Annotated in this window: 19 protein-coding genes and 2 tRNA genes; 9 read left to right on the top strand and 12 right to left on the bottom strand. The window is 70.3% G+C overall.

Translation table 11 applies throughout. The features are described 5' to 3' along the window. Positions 1-171 precede the first annotated feature (171 nt). The 4 genes from PROKR_RS22585 to PROKR_RS38250 are packed head-to-tail and all read right to left on the bottom strand — an operon-like array spanning position 172 to position 1,563. Entirely contained in the window at positions 172-981 is an 810-nt protein-coding gene (locus PROKR_RS22585) for a hypothetical protein (protein ID WP_036967856.1), read from the bottom strand. Next, positions 978-1,139: a hypothetical protein gene (locus PROKR_RS33010; protein ID WP_157602506.1), complete on the bottom strand. Its 162-nt coding sequence runs from the start codon at positions 1,137-1,139 to the stop codon at positions 978-980. The genes PROKR_RS22585 and PROKR_RS33010 overlap by 4 nt, the downstream gene beginning before the upstream one ends. Beyond that, complete coding sequence (locus PROKR_RS22590) at positions 1,136-1,357, bottom strand: hypothetical protein (RefSeq protein ID WP_157602509.1); 222 nt, start codon at positions 1,355-1,357, stop codon at positions 1,136-1,138. Before PROKR_RS22590 ends, PROKR_RS33010 begins: the two co-directional genes overlap by 4 nt. Continuing rightward, positions 1,354-1,563 (bottom strand): helix-turn-helix transcriptional regulator, encoded by a 210-nt coding sequence (locus PROKR_RS38250; RefSeq protein WP_084800613.1) that lies wholly within the window; start codon positions 1,561-1,563, stop codon positions 1,354-1,356. The genes PROKR_RS22590 and PROKR_RS38250 overlap by 4 nt, the downstream gene beginning before the upstream one ends. Positions 1,564-1,623: 60 nt before the next feature. Between PROKR_RS38250 and PROKR_RS33015 the strand changes: the two genes are divergently transcribed. Then, positions 1,624-1,941, top strand: a complete 318-nt coding sequence (locus tag PROKR_RS33015) for a hypothetical protein (RefSeq protein ID WP_157602512.1) — start codon at positions 1,624-1,626, stop codon at positions 1,939-1,941. 293 nt (positions 1,942-2,234) lie between these two features. Here PROKR_RS33015 and PROKR_RS22600 read toward each other — a convergent pair. Beyond that, a tRNA-Asn gene (locus PROKR_RS22600) sits at positions 2,235-2,307 on the bottom strand. A gap of 234 nt (positions 2,308-2,541) precedes the next feature. Continuing rightward, complete coding sequence (locus tag PROKR_RS22605) at positions 2,542-3,528, bottom strand: aldo/keto reductase (RefSeq protein ID WP_036968148.1); 987 nt, start codon at positions 3,526-3,528, stop codon at positions 2,542-2,544. Between the two features lie 142 nt (positions 3,529-3,670). Between PROKR_RS22605 and PROKR_RS22610 the strand changes: the two genes are divergently transcribed. Beyond that, positions 3,671-4,048, top strand: a complete 378-nt coding sequence (locus tag PROKR_RS22610) for a DUF2255 family protein (RefSeq protein ID WP_036967865.1) — start codon at positions 3,671-3,673, stop codon at positions 4,046-4,048. 36 nt (positions 4,049-4,084) lie between these two features. Here PROKR_RS22610 and PROKR_RS22615 read toward each other — a convergent pair whose 3' ends face one another. Next, the gene (locus PROKR_RS22615; RefSeq protein WP_036967868.1) at positions 4,085-4,654 is read right to left on the bottom strand and encodes a hypothetical protein; all 570 of its coding nucleotides are present in this window, start codon (positions 4,652-4,654) and stop codon (positions 4,085-4,087) included. A 217-nt stretch (positions 4,655-4,871) separates the two neighbouring features. On the opposite strand from PROKR_RS22615, the gene PROKR_RS30925 reads away from it, so the two are divergent. From PROKR_RS30925 to PROKR_RS22625, 3 genes are all read left to right on the top strand, one after another. Continuing rightward, complete coding sequence (locus PROKR_RS30925; protein WP_157602515.1) at positions 4,872-5,996, top strand: M15 family metallopeptidase; 1,125 nt, start codon at positions 4,872-4,874, stop codon at positions 5,994-5,996. Between the two features lie 131 nt (positions 5,997-6,127). Further along, on the top strand, positions 6,128-6,277 hold the full coding sequence (locus PROKR_RS35945) for a hypothetical protein (protein ID WP_169736524.1): 150 nt from the start codon (positions 6,128-6,130) through the stop codon (positions 6,275-6,277). A 207-nt stretch (positions 6,278-6,484) separates the two neighbouring features. Beyond that, positions 6,485-9,205 (top strand): pectate lyase family protein, encoded by a 2,721-nt coding sequence (locus PROKR_RS22625; RefSeq protein ID WP_245605933.1) that lies wholly within the window; start codon positions 6,485-6,487, stop codon positions 9,203-9,205. A gap of 64 nt (positions 9,206-9,269) precedes the next feature. Here the strand turns inward: PROKR_RS22625 and PROKR_RS22630 are convergent, their stop codons facing one another. The 5 genes from PROKR_RS22630 to PROKR_RS22650 form a co-directional block, all read right to left on the bottom strand. After that, a complete protein-coding gene (locus PROKR_RS22630; protein WP_036967871.1) occupies positions 9,270-9,785 on the bottom strand; it encodes a hypothetical protein in 516 nt (171 codons plus the stop codon). A gap of 67 nt (positions 9,786-9,852) precedes the next feature. Then, positions 9,853-10,353, bottom strand: a complete 501-nt coding sequence (locus tag PROKR_RS30930) for an Ltp family lipoprotein (RefSeq protein ID WP_051433254.1) — start codon at positions 10,351-10,353, stop codon at positions 9,853-9,855. 89 nt (positions 10,354-10,442) lie between these two features. Next, complete coding sequence (locus PROKR_RS22640; protein WP_036967873.1) at positions 10,443-11,216, bottom strand: HAD family hydrolase; 774 nt, start codon at positions 11,214-11,216, stop codon at positions 10,443-10,445. A 69-nt stretch (positions 11,217-11,285) separates the two neighbouring features. Continuing rightward, positions 11,286-11,768 (bottom strand): hypothetical protein, encoded by a 483-nt coding sequence (locus tag PROKR_RS22645; RefSeq protein ID WP_169736525.1) that lies wholly within the window; start codon positions 11,766-11,768, stop codon positions 11,286-11,288. 67 nt (positions 11,769-11,835) lie between these two features. Further along, a tRNA-Ile gene (locus PROKR_RS22650) sits at positions 11,836-11,909 on the bottom strand. Positions 11,910-12,067: 158 nt separating this feature from the next. Here PROKR_RS22650 and PROKR_RS22655 point away from each other — a divergent pair. The 4 genes from PROKR_RS22655 to PROKR_RS35950 all read left to right on the top strand — a co-directional run. Next, positions 12,068-13,666 carry an MFS transporter gene (locus tag PROKR_RS22655; RefSeq protein WP_036967879.1) on the top strand — a complete coding sequence of 533 codons (1,599 nt, stop codon included), beginning with the start codon at positions 12,068-12,070 and terminating at the stop codon, positions 13,664-13,666. A gap of 90 nt (positions 13,667-13,756) precedes the next feature. Continuing rightward, the gene (locus PROKR_RS22660) at positions 13,757-14,995 is read left to right on the top strand and encodes an RtcB family protein (RefSeq protein ID WP_036967882.1); all 1,239 of its coding nucleotides are present in this window, start codon (positions 13,757-13,759) and stop codon (positions 14,993-14,995) included. A 113-nt stretch (positions 14,996-15,108) separates the two neighbouring features. After that, entirely contained in the window at positions 15,109-15,678 is a 570-nt protein-coding gene (locus tag PROKR_RS22665; RefSeq protein ID WP_245605934.1) for a potassium channel family protein, read from the top strand. 73 nt (positions 15,679-15,751) lie between these two features. After that, a partial coding sequence (locus tag PROKR_RS35950) for a DUF5819 family protein (protein WP_245605935.1) occupies positions 15,752-16,257 on the top strand: 506 nt, incomplete at its 3' end.

Genomic DNA, 16,257 nt, shown 5'->3' on the forward strand with positions numbered 1-16,257 from the left:
GAGCAGGGATGTCTAGGTGAGGCTGCGCGAACCTTGCCCTCCGGGCCGCTTTTTCGGTCGCCTCGCGCTTGGCGAGACGCCGACAGAACGGGCACAGCGGCCGGCCGTCGCGCGTCTTCCGCCACGAGTCGTACCCGTGCTCGCACGTCACCTCGCCAGGCCCCGGGCGGGTCACAGCAGCCTCTGAGCGCGTAGCCGCGCCCGCGTGTGCGGGTCGGCCTTGGGCGATGCGAGCAGTGCGGCCGCCAGGGCCGCACGTGCGCCCTGAGAGCCGGGAAGGGTGCTTGGCACCTCGGGACCGTCCCCGCGCGCCGTAGGCGCTTCCTGTGAGGGCTGCGAAGCAGCTCCTGAGGGTGCCTGAGAGGTAGGAAGATCCTTTGAGCGGGGAGGCGCGCCTCCCGGCCCTCCCACTTGGGGGGTGGGGTCACCGCTCAGTGCCACATGTTCTGACCTGGGAAGATGCTTCCCACGCGTCTGATTGCGGAGCCGAGTACGGGTGTACCGGGTCTTGATCGACCGAATCCGCTCGAGCGTCTCGGCGCGGTAGGCGCGCACCTTCTCGTCGTTGATCGGGCGGGCGAGCATCACCAGCTCCACGAGCCGGGTCTTGACGATCCGGAACCAGCCCGGCCGGCCCTTGCGGTCGCTGGCGTTGTTGATGTCGATGCCGCCGCGCGTCCACTCGAGCACGCCCAGGTCCTCGAGCAGGTGCAGGCACCGTGTCGTCCACTTGAGCGACAGGCCGGCGCGGCCGGCAATGTCGTAGGCCGTGGCCTTGCCGGCGGCCGAGCCGTACGGCAGGGCGTGCACGAGCGCGTGCAGCGTCGAGCGCACGCCCTGCATGGCGCGGCCCGACAGCTCGCCCCAGCCGGCGTTGGCGAGGGACGTCATCAGGTGCGGCGTGAGGGCGAGCGGTGACGGCTTGGGCAGTGGGGCGTCCCATCCCTTGCCGTAGTCCCTGCGCGGCTTGGTGCGGCTCACGTCAGTGCCTCACGATCGGGCGCGTCCTCGAGGTAGACGGTCTCCGGCACAGCGCGCGGATCGCGACCGAACCGCTCGCGGTACACGGCGACGTAGCGCCGAGCTCGAGCGCGCTGCTCGAGCGACAGGGCGGAGCGGCCCGGCAGGAAGCCGGTCACGCGGCGCGCTCCGGGCGGGTTGCCGCTGCCATGGCGTCGTCCCACGTCGGGTACCACGAGTAGTCGAACTCGCCGCGGGCGCACACCCATGGCTCGGCGAGCACGTTCCCGTACGGGGGCGGCGTCTTGAAGACGAACGTCCTGGCGTCCGAGTTGGAACCCGCCGGCGCAACCGGGGCGGTCACGGGGGCGCCGGCGGGTGTCTGAGGGCGGCTCATCGGGACACCCCGGCGATCTCGTCCAGGGAGCAACGGAGGCCCGCTGCTATCCGGATCAGAGCGGGGACGCGGGGAAGGTGATCGTGATTCTCCAGCCGAACGACCGTGCTCACAGATACCTCTGTCTCTACCGCGAACCGCTCGCGTGAGAGTCCAAGCTCTTCCCTGCGTTCTCGCGCGAACTGACCTGCCGTCCGAATTGCCATATCGCAGATCGTGCAGGGTATTGCTGGACATGTCAAACCAGACCGCTTAGCATTTCTGACATGTCACAGACTGAGCAGGTGGCACGGGTTCACTGGCCGCTCAACGACGGCCGGGCTGCGTGCATGGGTGGGGAGGTCGAAACGGCGCCACCCGAGCAGGCCGCGACCATGCCGTTCTGCGGCGCGTGCCTCGCGGTTCTCACCTTCGTTGGTGTGCACCGCGAGTTCTGGGGTGACGGAAGCTGCTTGCCGCCGACTGAGCGTCCTAGTCAGGCACTAGCAAGGCTGCGGGGGACGCCGTGGGCGAGCATGTTCAACACTCACCGCCCGAAAGGGGCGAATACCTGGTGGTTCGAGAACAAGGAGGGCGACAAGTGACCGTCGTCGCGCAAGAGGTGACCTGGGGCGACGCGATCGTCGTCGCCGCGTTCAGGGCCCCGCGAGGGCTCAACGGAGCGGTGGAGTCCATTCACCGTGAGCTGGGTCCCGGCATCGGGTCTCGCAACACGTTCGCCAAGTACCAGCGAGTGGACTCGCCGGACGACCTGCGACCCAAGGACCTGTTCCGGGTCTGGTTGCTGCTCGTCGCTCTCGACGTTGACCCCGCACGGTGGGGGATAGACGACGAGGTCGTACCCGGTGGGTACGACCTCGGTCGATTGAAGGAAAGGCTCCCGCGGTTGGACTTGAACCAACGACCGTCCGATTAACAGTCGGATGCTCTGCCAGCTGAGCTACGCGGGATCGTGTTCACCCGTCCCGTTGACCGGGTGGGCGACCGGTGAAAACTCTAACAGGTCTCAGCGGGTAGTCCCGACTCGAATCCCCCTCGGATGACAGCGGTCTCGATCACACCCCATGGCCCGGGCACAGAAGTCACGGTCTACCCAGTCATCCGGCGTCGAAAAGCCGCCAGATTCCGGCGTAATCGCTGGGTAGACCGTGACTTTTACGCATGCTCCCGTTTGGCGGGACCGGTCACCGGCCCACCATGCCCATCCCGGCCTCGTTGTACCGGTCGCCCAGCACCCCGACTCGTGCAGCCAGCCCGTTCAGGTCCGCCACGTCGTCGGCCGACAGCGCCACCGCAGTCGCCTTCGTGTTCTCCTCGACCCGCGCCAGACGCCGTGTCCCCGGGATCGGCACGATCCACGGCCGCTGCGCCAGCAGCCAGGCGAGAGCCACCTGGCCCGGCGTCGCACCCTGCGCCTCCGCGAGGGCGCGCACATGCTCCACCAGTACCTGGTTCGCGTCGCGGTTCGCGGCGGTGAACCGCGGGATCGACGCCCGCATGTCGTCGGCCGTGAACGACGTCGACGCGTCGACCGACCCGGTCAGAAACCCCCGGCCGAGCGGGCTGAACGGCACGAACCCGATGCCGAGCTCGGCGAGCGTGGGCAGCACCTCCGGCTCGGGGTCGCGCGTCCACAGCGAGTACTCGCTCTGCACGGCCGTGACCGGGTGCACCGCGTGCGCCCGGCGGATCGTGGCCGGGCTCGCCTCCGAGAGTCCGAAGTGGCGCACCTTGCCGGCCTCGACCAGCTCCTTGACCGTGCCGGCCACGTCCTCGATCGGCACGTCGGGGTCCACGCGGTGCTGGTAGAACAGGTCGATCACGTCGGTGCGCAGGCGCCGCAACGAGGCGTCGGCGACGGCGCGGATGTGCTCCGGCCGGCTGTTCAGGCCCACGGTGGCGCCGTCCTCGATGCGCCAGCCGAACTTGGTGGCGATCACCACCTGGTCCCGCACCGGCTCCAGCGCCTCGCCGACGAGCTCCTCGTTGACATACGGGCCGTAGACCTCGGCGGTGTCGAACAGGGTGACGCCACGCTCCACGGCGCCCCGCAGGACGCCGATCATCTCCTCGCGCGTGCCCGGGTTGGGGCCGTAGCCGGCGGACATCCCCATGGCGCCGAGGCCGACGGCGGATACCTCCAGGCCCTGGCCCAGCGTGCGGTGGTGCATGACGGTCTCCTTCGGTTGGTCAGCGGTCACACCGTAGTCCCGGGACTCGCGGGACACGCCCCGGTGTTGCACGGTGGAGTGGTCGGCCGCATCGCGCGTTCGGCAGCAGGGGGCGCCGGCAGTGCCCGGAGGGGAGCATGCGATGACCCAGTGGACCGAGCACGAGCTCGTGCAGGTCGACGGAACCGAGGAGCTGCAGGTCTCGTCCTACCGTCCGGACGGCACCCTGCGCCCCTACGTGACGATCTGGACCGCCCGCCTGGGCGGCGACGTATACGTCCGCTCGGCGTACGGCCCGGACAACGGGTGGTTCCGCCGCGCCAGGGCCTCGGGCACGGGCCGCGTGAAGGTGGGTGACGTCGAGCGTGACGTCCGGTTCCAGCAACCGGTCGAGGACGTCCACCCCGCCCTCGACGACGTCTACCGCCGCAAGTACGCCAAGCACGACAAGAGCATCGTCGGCACCGTCGTGGGCCCGCAGGTCGTGGGAACGACGCTCCGCCTGGTCCCGCAGGACTGACCGGCCGAGCCCGCCCGGGCCCGACGACCCGGGGAGTCAGGCCGGCAGCCCCGCCGCGCTGCGTACCCGCGCCTCGGCGGCGTCGATCACCCGTGCCGTCTCCGGGTCGGCGAGATCCACGCCGTTCCCGCCGATCACCTGCGAGAACAGCTCGCCGTCGACCCGGCGCCGCACCGCCACGCGGGCGGATCGCCCGCCGGGCAGCTTCACGGGCTCGGCCAGCACCACTGACCACTGCACCCGCTCCCGGAGCACCTGCGGCAGCACCGTGCGGCGGCCGTCGAGGGCGATCGGCGTCGGTTCGTCGCCGTCCACCCAGTGCACCCGGATCACGTTGGACTCGGTGTCGTAGGTGGCCCGGTCGACGTCGGCCCACTCCCGGTGCACGACGACGGACGGTGCGCCCCGCGACTCCGTGTCGCCCTTCGCGGCGGGCACCTCGGGCGCGGAGATCAGCAGGAGCTCGGCGCGCGTGGCGAAGGCCCAGGCATCCCCGGCCGACGTGACCAGCGGCGCCTGGGCCAGCACCGAGTCGGTGCGGTGCGAGCGGACGGCGCGGCGGACCGCCTTCTGCGGGCGGTGCGCGAACCACGAGCTGAACCCCATGACACCCAGGCTAGTGGCCCGTGCGTCGCTGACCGGGCAGGGTGCTGGGCGAAGTCGGCAGTTGGCATCGAGATCGGTCCGGAGATGGACCGATCTCGAGGCCAACTGCCGAACATGGGATGAGTCACCGGCCGTCGGCGTGAGCATCTCCGACGCGACGTAGTTCACCCCCTGAACGGTCGGCGGAGACCCCCCGGGTGCCGTAGGTTCGAGCCTCGTGACCTTGACGAACACCGTGCCTCCCGCCCAGCCGACGGACGGGAGGCCGGACGGTTCGGCAAGAGAGCGCCGGGAGGCGAAGGCCCGCCGCCGGCGCGCTCTGCGGAGGACCCTCGCGGCCACCATCGTGGTCGTCGTCCTGCTCGGCCTGGCGGGGCTCGCCTGGTACCTGGTGTCCGACGTCGAGGACCTCGGCACGCAGAACGTCGCGGCCCGTCACCTCCTGGCCTCGTCCGAGTCCCGGGTGGCCGACCCAGCGACCCGTGAGGCGCTGGCGGAGCAGATCGCGGCGGCCGACGCCGTGCTCGCCGAGCCGTTCCTGACCCGGCTCACCATGGGCACCGCGGAGGTGGGTGATGCGCTCGGTGCGGCGTCGGACGCCGTCCGCGCGTCCATGGTGGACCTCGCCCGGCACGAGGTGACCGCGGCCCGCAAGAGCCTCGCGGCCGCGACCGGCCGCGGCGAGAAGATCTACGCGGCGACGGAGGGCAAGGGGGCCGACGACGCCGTCCGGTCCAGCCTGCGCGCCGCCCTGGACACCGGCACCGCGGCCGACGCCGCCGCGAGCTCGGCCTTCACCGGAACGGACCTGGAGCGGCTGAGCGAGGCCGAGTACGACCTGACCACCAAGCGTTCCGTCGTCACGGCGGCCACGGAGGCGATGGCCACCGCGCAGGACGCGGTGACCTGCCCGGCGCCGGACCAGGTGTGGGACCCGGACAGCGGCAAGCTGCAGAAGGACCAGCTCGCGCGCATCCCGTGGGCCCCCGACTTCGTCGTGCGGGCCGACGTGCTGGACGGGCTGATCGCGCTCGACAAGGCCTACCAGGCGGAGTTCGGCACCCACCTGACGATCAACTCGGCCTACCGCTCGTACGCCTCCCAGGAGGAGCTGTACGACCCGTCGTCGCCCATCGCCGCAGCGCCCGGCTGCTCGAACCACGGCCTCGGGCTCGCGGTCGACATCGGCGGCGGCGTCGAGACGTTCGACACCCCGCAGTACAACTGGCTCAAGTCCCACGCCGAGGCCCACGGCTGGATCCACCCGGCGTTCGCGGAGCCGAACGGCCGCGTGCCGGAGCCGTGGCACTGGCAGTCGGTGCTCGCGCGCGAGAGCTCCTGACCCGCGCCATTCCGCGGATATCGGCCTGGTTTGACCGTCTTGTCGTTTTCGACGTGCGAGTGACCTGGGAACGGGGGAGGGTCGATACAACGCGGCGCGACCCAGTGCCCGCGTGGTGGAAGGAGAAGCACATGCCCGGATGGCTCATCCTCATCCTGATCGGCGTGGTCCTCGTGATCCTCGGTGTAGCCACCGAGATCGGTCAGTTCCTGATCTGGATCGGCGTGATCGTCCTCGTGGCGAGCCTGATCATCGGCCTCGTGGGCCGCAGACGCGTCTAGCGTCCCGGAACGAACTGCTCGACCTCGCCGGTCCGGCGCCCGCTGCAGGGCGCCGGACCGGCGTCTTTCCCGGGTCTCTCTCAGCGGCCGCGGGTAGGGGGTTGCCATCCGGGAAACCGGTTACTAGGATCTGGGAAACCGGTTACTCGGATTCACCCGCTGCGCGCAACACAGCAATGTCCCGCATTCAACGACGAACGTGAGGCAATGACGATGAGACGACCCAGAGCTGTCCAGTTCCTCTCGGCGGTGGCGGCGGTGACCCTCGCGGTCACGATCGGGGTGACTGCCCAGTCCGCCCCGGACGCGGTGGCGGCCACGGGCCCGGCCACGGGTTTCGCCACGCAGAACGGCGGGACCACCGGCGGTGCCGGCGGCCAGACCGTGCGAGCCACCACGGGCACCGCGATCCACACGGCGCTGTGCAACCGCGCCAGCAGCGACACCCCGATCGTCATCGAGGTGTCGGGCACCATCAACCACGGCAACACCAGCAAGGTCTCGGGCGACAGCTGCAGCACGGCCGACGACGTGATCGAGCTCAAGCAGATCAGCAACGTCACGATCGTCGGCGTGGGCAGCGGTGCGGTGTTCGACCAGATCGGCATCCACATCCGCGAGGCCAGCAACATCATCATCCAGAACGTGACCGTCCAGAACGTCAAGAAGTCGGGCTCGCCGACGTCGAACGGCGGCGACGCGATCGGCATGGAGAGCGGCGTCCGCAACGTGTGGGGCGACCACCTCACCCTGTTGGCCTCGGGCGGCGAGTCGGAGGGCTACGACGGCCTGTTCGACATGAAGAACGACACCAAGTACGTGACGCTGTCGTACAGCATCCTGCGCAACTCGGAGCGCGGCGGGCTCATCGGGTCGAGCGAGAGCGACCTGTCCAACGGCTTCGTCACCTTCCACCACAACCTTTACCAGAACCTGAACTCCCGCACGCCCCTGCTCCGCGGCGGCGTCGCGCACATGTACAACAACCACTACGTGGGGCTGGTCGAGTCGGGCATCAACTCGCGGGCCGGCGCCAAGGCGAAGGTGGACAGCAACTACTTCGAGGACTCGAAGGACGTGCTGGGCACGTTCTACACCGACCAGGCCGGCTACTGGCAGGTCGCGGGCAACGTCTTCGACAACGTGACGTGGTCGAGCCCGGGGGAGGACAACAACCCCGCGGGACCCAACCCGACGTCGAACACCTCGGTGAGCATCCCCTACTCCTACCCGCTGGACGCCGCGAGCTGCGTGCCGGCCGTCGTCGCCGAGACGGCGGGGGCGAACAACGGGCTGCAGGTCTCGGACGGCAGCTGCACCCCGACGGACCCGACCGATCCCACGGACCCGACCGATCCCACGGACCCGACCGACCCCACGGATCCGACGGATCCGACCGACCCGACGGACCCGCCGACCGGGGCCAACCTGAGCCTCGGCGCCGGAGCCGACGGCTCCAGCAAGGCGAGCGGCACGAGCTACGGCAACGTGCTCGACGGCGACACGAGCACGTACTGGTCGCCGGCGGGCGCCACGGGCCGGATCTCGGTCAAGTGGGGCAGCGCCACGACGGTGTCGGCGATCAACGTCCGGGAGGCGTCCGGCGCCGTCGGGAACATCGGCTCCTGGCGGGTCGTGAACAACGGCAACGGCGCCGTGCTGGCCACGGGCACCGGGGCCGGCGTCATCAGCTTCGCGGCCACCTCGCTGACCAAGATCAACTTCGAGATCACCAGCTCCTCGGCCACGCCGCGGGTCGCGGAGCTCGAGACGTACGCGAGCGCCGCCCCCGGCGGTGAGGACCCGGGTGGTGAGGACCCGGGCGAGGAGCCCGGCGAGCAGCCGAGCGCCGACGCCCTGTTCGTGGCACCGAACGGTACCGCCGACGCCGCGGGGACCGAGTCCGATCCGACGACGCTGGCCTCCGCGATCGACCGGATCGAGCCCGGCGGCGCCATCTCCGTGCGGGGCGGCACGTACAACCTGTCGCAGACGCTCGACATCGCGCCGGGCAACAGCGGCACCTCCGGCAACCGGACCGAGCTGTTCGCGTACCCGGGCGAGCGTCCGGTGCTGAACTTCTCGGCCCAGAGCGAGGACCCCGCGAACCGGGGCATCGCGATCGGCGGCGACTGGTGGCACCTGCGCGGTCTCGTTGTCGAGCACGCCGGCGACAACGGCATCCTGCTGGGCGGGGACAACAACATCATCGAGCGGGTCGTGACGCGGTTCAACCACGACTCCGGCCTGCAGATCTCCCGGTACACCGCCGGGGCACCGAGCAGCGAGTGGCCGTCGAACAACCTCGTCGTCTCCTCGGAGTCGCACGACAACGCGGACTCCGACGGGGAGGACGCCGACGGGTTCGCCCCCAAGCTCACGGTGGGCAGCGGCAACGTCTTCCGTTACACGGTGTCGCACAACAACATCGACGACGGCTGGGACCTGTACACCAAGGACGACACCGGTCCCATCGGCGCCGTGACCATCGAGGACTCGCTCTCGTACGAGAACGGCACCCTGTCCGACGGCTCGCAGGCCGGCAACGGTGACCGCAACGGCTACAAGCTCGGCGGCGAGGACATCGCGGTCAACCACGTGGTGCGCCGCAGCATCGCCTACGACAACGGCAAGCACGGCTTCGGCTACAACCGGAACCTGGGATCGCTGACGGTCTCGAACAACCTGAGCATCGGCAGCGCGGAGCGCAACTTCAACTTCGACGGCGGCTCGTCGACGTTCCGCGACAACACGTCCTGCAACAGCGGCTCGAACGACCGCATCATCGGGAACGACGCGGGCGGCAACCAGTGGTGGTCCGGCTCGAACGGGTCGCGCTGCGCGCAGTACTCGGGGGCGCTGGACTGGTCGTTCGCCTCGGACGGGCGGCTCGTGGTGACGCTCGGGGGGAACGAGGTGGACCTGTAGGTCGCTCGGGAGCGAGAGGCTGACGGGGGAGCCCTGGGGAGCGCGGTGCGCGCTTCCCAGGGTTTCAGCCCTGTGCGGGTTCGGGCTCGGCGTCGAGCTGGGCGAGCCTGCTGTCCAGCTCAGCGATCCACCACCAGAACCGCGGTCCGACGGCGGCGACCAGCCAGCCGGGCAGGAGCGTCAGGGACATGAACGCCCACTCCTGGAGCGGCAGGCGGACCAGGGCACCCAGGAGGGTGGTGGTGCCGAAGACCAGCACGGCTGACACCAGGGCGACGACCAGCAGTTTGCCGCCTGACCGGTGCACCTTGCGCGCGAACGCCTCTCCGATCAAGGCCGCGGTCGCGATGATCAGGGTGAGCGGCACCGCTACGAGAATCCAGCCGGCCGCCGCCCCGATCGGGAAGAAGTCCTCCTCGGGGTTTGCGGCGTCGGTCTGCGCGGTAAGCGACAAGATCGTGAGGAGCGGCCCGACGACGACGTAGGCGGCCGACGACACCCAGCTCGCGATCACGTACCTCTTCCGCATGGGATGACGGTAGCGGTAGACCGGGGCCACGAAGCCGGTGGCAAGGTTCACCCCGAAAGAGTTCACCCAAGCAACGACAGCAGAGCGCTCGCGGCGCCGTCAGACAGGCCCGTGCGATCTACAGGCCGGTCTGGTCGACTCCGTAGGTCGCTTGCTCCACGGTGAATTGGTCGCCGTACTCGGACGAGAGCTGATCGATGAGGCCTTGTCGGCTGAACGAGTCATAGTCCAGGTAGTCCTGAGCCGCCTTGGCGGCTTGCTCGTTCCAGTCGACGTCGAGCGAGTCGACGGCGAACTCAGCATCTTTCACGGGGAAGGCGTCGCCGTATTCGCTGGAGAGCTGGTCGATCAGGCCCTGTCGTGAGAAGGCCTGGTAGTCGAGGTAGCCCTGCGCCGCGGCAATCGCCTGCTGCTGGGACTCGGTGAGCTCCAGTCCGGCTTCCTCGGTGGACTCCTTCTCCTTCTTCTCGGTCGACTCCTTCGGCTTCGATGCCGGGGCGGAGGTCGTGGTCTCGGCGGTCGCTGCATCGTCCGTCGCAGGCTCCGCCGGCACAGAGCAGGCGGTGAGGCAGCAGGCTAGAGCTAAGGCGCTCAGGCTCGCGGCGATCGGGGTACGCATTGGCTTGCCTCCCTGGGATGAGGGGTGAGTTACCCATGTAGGGAGGGGCGAAGAGGCGCGGAGGTGACGCCGGTTGGGTGGCCCCGACGCTACCCGAGCAGCGACCGCAGAGCGCTCGCGGCGCCCTCGTCGTCGAACGATCCCGTGCGGTGGGTCGCGGCCGCGAGGACGAACGGCGACGCGTGGCCCATGGCGACGGCGTGCGCGGCCCACCCGAACATCTCGATGTCGTTCTCCCCGTCGCCGATCGCCGCCGTGCGCTCCGGGTCGACCCTGAGCTCGATGCGGACCTTCTCCAGGGACGATGCCTTCGAGATCCCGGCCGGGGTGACGTCGACCCAGTCGAGCCGGGTGGCGATCGCCGTCAGGCCGCGCGCGACCAGTTCGGGGACCAACCGGTAGGCGTCTGGGCCGTGCAGGGCGATTCGCGGCGTGGGATTCGGCGGGAACTCGTCTAGCGGGGCCTGGCGCTGCGCGCCGTTGAGCTCGTACCCGGGGAACGGGGCGCTCACCCGCCAGCCGACCCCGACGATCTCGGCGGCGACCCGCACGGCGGGCGCCTCCCGCAGCGCGACGTCGATGACGGTCGCGGCGTCGACGGAGTGCTGCTCCACGACCTGGTAGTGCTCACCGACCAGGTGCGCGGTGACCGCCCCGTTGCTCGTGACCATCCAGACGTCGCGCAGGCCGAGCTGTAGGGCCGCGGTCACCGCGCCCTTCACCGAACGGCCCGTTGCCAGGACGATGTGATGCCCGGCGTGCAGCACCTCCTGCGCCGCGTGCCGCACCGCCGGCGTCGGCGGCTGCCCTGTGCGGAGCAGGGTTCCGTCGATGTCGCACGCGATCATCCTGGTCGTTGTCATGTCGGGGAGATTATTGACCGGTATCGGGGAGCGCGCTGGGTATCGAGCCCGCGAGCGTCGTCAGAACGTTCAGACTCGAGCGGCTCGCTCCTTGCGCGACGCCCTGGGTTCCGTGATCTCGTTGCCCTTTCCGTCGCGCAGCACCTTCCTGCCGTCCTGGTACAGACCGACCAGGCCCAGCAAGCCGAAGAACGCACCGGGCAGCAACAGGAGGAGCCACCAGCCACCCTGCGTGGCCCACCAGCCGAAGGCGACGGCGAGGGTGAGCAGGAAGATCGCCAGGCCTACTCCGAACGGGTCGCGCCTCGCCCGGCTCGCCCTGTCGGCCGACGCCGCTATCTGCCGAACCCTGGCATCGATCGACTCCTGCAGGACCGCCCGCATGGCCGACTGCTCGTGCAGGTTCGCGAGGATCTTCTGGTCCTGCTCGATCTCGTCGCGAACATGGGTGTTCCGCGCACGCTTCAGCCAGAGAGCGACCACACCGAGCAGTGAGGTCGCGGCCGTTCCGATGAGTTCCCAGGGCACTGACGATGCCGCTTCCGTTTGCACGGACACAGGGTACGGCCGCCCCTGCATGCTTCCGCACAGCGCTGACCTGCGTGATCGCGTCCTACGGTGCCCCGTCTCGGACTTGAACCGAGGACCAAGAGATTATGAGTCTCCTGCTCTGACCAGCTGAGCTAACGGGGCGTGCGGCACCGAGCCGCGCAAGGATCCTACTGCCTCGGGCGGTTCCTGCAGGTGAGGGCCCGCGCGGCGCGACGGCGTCCGCCTGGGTACTCTCGAGAAGAGCGACGGGTGGCATCGCCGGGGGCTGCCGACCCGCCCCGTGAGCTGAGGGCGACTATATGAGCACCCCACCGGGCGACGGCGTCGAGGCCGTGACCGCGCACAGCAGGCGTCTGATGCTGCTGCTCTCCGCCGCGATGTTCGTGCTTGTGGTCGACACCTCGCTGATGAACGTGTCGATCTCCGCCGTCATCCAGGACCTCGACACCACGGCCGGGGGAGTGCAGTCCGCGATCGCGCTCGAGGCGCTGGTCTCGGCCGCGTTCATCCTGATCAACAGCAAGGTGGGCGACCTGATCGGGCGTAAGCGCGCCTACGTCCTCGGGCTGCTGGCCTACGCGGCCGGGGCCCTGGCCATGACGCTGGCACAGAGCCTGACGGCGATCATCATCTTCTGGGCGATCATCGGCGGGCTCGGTGCCTCGCTGCTGCTGCCCGCGATGCAGTCGCTGATCCACGGCAACTTCGAGGGGCCGGCCCAGAAGCAGGCGTACGCCATGGTCGGCGCCGCGGCAGCGATCGCCGCCGCCGTCGGCCCGCTGCTGGGCGGGTTCGTCACCACCTACCTGTCGTGGCGGGTCGGGTTCGGGCTGGAGGCGCTCATCATCGCGATCGTCCTGAGCCAGATCAGGCTCGTGCGTGACGTCCCGTACACCGGCGACCGACAGGTCGACGTCGTCGGCGCGATCCTGTCCGTGATCGGCATGGGCGGCGTGGTGCTCGGCATCCTGGTCTGGCAGGAGGGCGGCGAGCTCGTCGGGGTGCTCCTGCTGATCGGCGTCGTCGCGCTGGTGGCCCTCGCGCTCTGGCTGGTGCGCCGCGTCCGGGAGCACAGGGTCCCCCTGCTCGACCCCGGGCTGTTCAGGCACGCCGGCTTCACCACCGGCGTCACCGGCCAGATGCTCCAGCAGGTCACCCTGGGCGGCGCCATGATCGCCCTGCCGCTGTTCCTGCAGATGACGCTGGAGTACAACGCTCTCGAAGCGGGCCTGGCCCTGACGCCGCTCTCGCTGACCATGTTCGGGGCCGCGCTCGTGGCAGGCCGCAAGGCCGGCAACCGCCGTCCGGCCGCGATCATCCGCACCGGGTTCCTGCTGGCCAGCCTCGGCATCGCCCTCATCATCCCGTTCGTACCGCGCGTGGACAGCGGCTGGTACCTCGTGCTCCCGCTCGCCATCACGGGCTGCGGGCTGGGCCTGCTGGTCTCGCAGCTCAACAACTACACCCTCGCCCCCGTCGAGGAGGAGCGCGTCAGCGAGGCCGCGGGCGTCAACTCGGCCGCCGGATCCTTCGGGCTCTCGTTCGGCCTGGCCATGTCGGGCGGCATCCTGCTCGCATCCCTCGCGCTCGGCTTCAACCAGCTCACTCAGGAGAGCCAGATCATCCCGGCCGCCGATCAGCAGCAGATCGCCGACGCGCTCGAGACCGACGCAGAGGTGATGAGCAACACCCAGCTCGCCGAGCAGATCACCGGCCGCCCGCCCGCCGTCGAGGCCGAGGTGCTCGCCATCAACGAGGAGGCCCGCAACCGGTCGCTGCAGGTGGCGCTGCTGGTCCCGTTGCTCGCCGGCCTCGTCGGGCTCGGCAACTCCGTGCGCATGATGCGGCTGCCCGACCAGAAGTCGTCGTCGTCCCTCGACGGGACCGACCTCGGCTGACGCCGGCGCCGCCGCCGAAATGTCCTGGCGCACCTCCGCAGTCCGCCCATAGGTTCTGCGAGCCATCCCCTACAGAACTGGAGCACTCCCATGTCCTCGGACTTCCCGGTCGCCCTGTCGGGCGCCCGGGCGCAGACCCTCATGTGGGCGCACGAGCACGACGTCGACCACGCGGCCCTGAACCAGCTGCGCAACATCTCCGCCCTGCCCTGGGTCGAAGGCGTCCGCGTGATGCCCGACGTCCACCTCGGCAAGGGCGCGACCGTCGGCTCCGTCATCGCCATGCGCGACGCCGTGTCGCCCAACGCCGTCGGCGTCGACATCGGCTGCGGCATGATCGGCGTCCGCACCTCGCTCACCGCCGCCGACCTGCCCGACGACCTCTCCCGTCTCCGCAAGCGGATCGAGGCCGCGATCCCGGTCGGCTTCCACTCGCACGACGAGCAGGTGGACCTGCGCCGGCTGCGGCCCGTCCAGGGCTCTGGTGGACAGGAGCGGCTCCGAGGCGAGCAGGCGTTCTGGGACCGGTTCGAGACGCTGAACCCCAAGGTTCGGCAGCTCGAGACCCGGGCGCGCAAGCAGCTCGGCTCGCTCGGCGGCGGCAACCACTTCGTCGAGGTCTGCCTGGACCAGGACGACCAGGTCTGGCTCCAGCTCCACTCCGGCTCCCGGAACATCGGCAAGGAGCTCGCCGAGCACCACGTCCGCATCGCCAAGGACCTGGAGCACAACAAGGGCCTCGTGGACCGCGAGCTCGCCGTGTTCCTGGCCGGCACGCCCCAGATGGACGCGTACCTCAACGACCTCTGGTGGGCTCAGGAGTACGCCGCCCGGTCGCGGGCGGTCATGATGGCGCTCGCCGTCCAGGCGGTCCGCGACGAGTTCGCGGAGATGCCCGACGGCGGCCGCGAGCTGACCTTCGACGAGGGCGTGAACGTGCACCACAACTACGTGGCGCGCGAACAGGTCGACGGCGCGGAGCTGATCGTCACCCGCAAGGGCGCGATCCGGGCGGGCCAGGGCGACCTGGGCCTGATCCCCGGGTCGATGGGCACCGGCTCCTACGTCGTGCGCGGCCTGGGCAACCCGCAGTCGTACTGGTCGGCGTCCCACGGCGCGGGCCGGCGGATGTCGCGGACCAGGGCCAAGAAGGAGTTCACCCTGGACGACCTCGCGGCCCAGACGGCGGGCGTCGAGTGCCGCAAGGACCAGGGCGTGCTCGACGAGATCCCGGGTGCCTACAAGGACCTCGACGCCGTGATCGCCGCGCAGTCCGACCTCGTCGAGGTCGTGGCGCGGCTGCGCACGGTGCTCTGCGTCAAGGGCTGAGCGGCGCTCACGGCGTTGCGGCGGCGGCCATCGTGATCCCGGGAGTCCGGGTCGCGGTGGCCGCCTCTCGCGTCCGGGGCCACAGTGGAGTCCAGGTGCGGGAGGTGACCGACGTGGACGAATGTGAACCGCAGCAGGACGGCGGCGCCGCCGAGCACCACGACGTGCGGTCCCTGCCCAAGCGGCGCCGCCGGACCCTGATCGCCCTGGGCCTGCTGCGGGCGTTCGCGACGTCGGCGCTCCTGGTGGCGCTCTACTACGTCCTGCCGCTCGACCGGTTCTCGGTCCCGTCACTGGCGCTGGTCCTGGCCGTCGGCCTCGCCGTGCTCGGGGCAATGTCGTACTGGGAGGTCCGCGCGATCGTCCGGTCCCGGTTCCCGGGCATGCGGGCGGTCCAGGCCCTCGCGACGCTGGTCCCGTTCTTCCTGCTCCTGTTCTCCTCGACCTATTTCACGCTCAGTGATCGCGAGCCCGCGACGTTCAGCGAGACCCTCAGCCGGACCGACGCCCTCTACTTCACGATCTCGACGTTCGCGACCGTCGGCTTCGGGGACATCGTGGCGCGGACGGACGCCGTCCGGCTGCTCGTCTCCGGGCAGATCCTGCTGGACCTGGTCATCCTCGGCCTGGGCATCCGGGTGCTCCTCGGCGCGGTGCAGCGGGGGCGGTCGGGCGGGGGCTGACCGGCCCCGGGTGCCAGGGGCCGGGTCGACCGGGACTGGAACCGCGGGCCCTTCCTCTGGCACCCTGTGCGCGGTGAGCACCACCCCGGGCGAAAATCTCGCCCGCTTCCGCCCGGCAGCGCGGCCGGAGGCCCCGGCCGTCCCGGCGCGGGTCCGCGGGCTGGTGGTCGTCGTCTGGGTCGTGCTGCTCGCGCACCTGGCGGCCACGCTCGTCTGGGCGGCGCCGGGTTACCTGACCGGCCGGTCCGACGGCGAGCGCAGCACCGGCGTGCCCGCGGCCGGTGCGCACGACGTGCTGGCGAGCTACATGACGCCGGTCTTCGCGCAGAACTGGTCCCTCTTCGCTCCCTCGCCGCTGCACGTCGAGTACTCCCTGCGCGTGCGGGGTGTCTACGCCGACGGACCCGACGGCGACCTGGTGCCCGGGCCCTGGATCGACGCCACGGCGGTCGAGGTCCGGGCACTGACCGGGCACGTGCTCCCGGCGGCGACCGAGCGCCCGTCCCGCCGGCTGGCGACGGATCTGCGCACGGCCTTTCTGGCGCTGCCCGCCGACGGGCGGGCGGTGCTGCTCGTCTC

It is taken from the genome of Promicromonospora kroppenstedtii DSM 19349, from assembly GCF_000515355.1.
Classification (GTDB): domain Bacteria; phylum Actinomycetota; class Actinomycetes; order Actinomycetales; family Cellulomonadaceae; genus Promicromonospora; species Promicromonospora kroppenstedtii.

Excerpts from the sequence above, each read along its gene's own strand:
- PROKR_RS22610 (WP_036967865.1), top strand. The coding sequence starts at position 3,671 with ATGACCCAGTGGACCGAGCACGAGCTCGTGCAGGTCGACGGAACCGAG.
- PROKR_RS22615 (WP_036967868.1), bottom strand. The coding sequence starts at position 4,654 with ATGGGGTTCAGCTCGTGGTTCGCGCACCGCCCGCAGAAGGCGGTCCGC.
- PROKR_RS33015 (WP_157602512.1), top strand. The coding sequence starts at position 1,624 with ATGTCACAGACTGAGCAGGTGGCACGGGTTCACTGGCCGCTCAACGAC.
- PROKR_RS22640 (WP_036967873.1), bottom strand. The coding sequence starts at position 11,216 with ATGACAACGACCAGGATGATCGCGTGCGACATCGACGGAACCCTGCTC.
- PROKR_RS22625 (WP_245605933.1), top strand. The coding sequence starts at position 6,485 with ATGACGATGAGACGACCCAGAGCTGTCCAGTTCCTCTCGGCGGTGGCG.
- PROKR_RS35945 (WP_169736524.1), top strand. The coding sequence starts at position 6,128 with ATGCCCGGATGGCTCATCCTCATCCTGATCGGCGTGGTCCTCGTGATC.
- PROKR_RS22590 (WP_157602509.1), bottom strand. The coding sequence starts at position 1,357 with ATGAGCCGCCCTCAGACACCCGCCGGCGCCCCCGTGACCGCCCCGGTT.
- PROKR_RS38250 (WP_084800613.1), bottom strand. The coding sequence starts at position 1,563 with ATGGCAATTCGGACGGCAGGTCAGTTCGCGCGAGAACGCAGGGAAGAG.
- PROKR_RS22660 (WP_036967882.1), top strand. The coding sequence starts at position 13,757 with ATGTCCTCGGACTTCCCGGTCGCCCTGTCGGGCGCCCGGGCGCAGACC.
- PROKR_RS22655 (WP_036967879.1), top strand. The coding sequence starts at position 12,068 with ATGAGCACCCCACCGGGCGACGGCGTCGAGGCCGTGACCGCGCACAGC.
- PROKR_RS22605 (WP_036968148.1), bottom strand. The coding sequence starts at position 3,528 with ATGCACCACCGCACGCTGGGCCAGGGCCTGGAGGTATCCGCCGTCGGC.
- PROKR_RS30930 (WP_051433254.1), bottom strand. The coding sequence starts at position 10,353 with ATGCGTACCCCGATCGCCGCGAGCCTGAGCGCCTTAGCTCTAGCCTGC.